Genomic DNA, 215 nt, shown 5'->3' with positions numbered 1-215 from the left:
TTCGGCTACAAGGGCCTGGTCGCCGCCACGCTGCTGATCGCGGCGCTGTCGATGTCGGTGTGGGCGCACCACATGTTCGTCACCGGCCAGGTGCTGCTGCCGTTCTTCAGCTTCCTGTCCTTCCTGATCGCGGTGCCGACCGGCATGAAGTTCTTCGTGTGGATCGGCACGATGTGGCGCGGCCAGATCAGTTTCGAGACGCCGATGATGTTCGC

General features: G+C 63.3%; 1 protein-coding gene. It reads left to right on the top strand.

The features are described 5' to 3' along the window. A partial coding sequence (locus IH26_RS55260; RefSeq protein WP_034218370.1) for a cbb3-type cytochrome c oxidase subunit I occupies positions 1-215 on the top strand: 215 nt, incomplete at both ends.

This window comes from Actinoplanes subtropicus, from assembly GCF_000721705.1.
Lineage (GTDB): Bacteria > Actinomycetota > Actinomycetes > Mycobacteriales > Micromonosporaceae > Actinoplanes > Actinoplanes subtropicus.
This window is presented reverse-complemented; position numbering and strand designations above follow the sequence as displayed.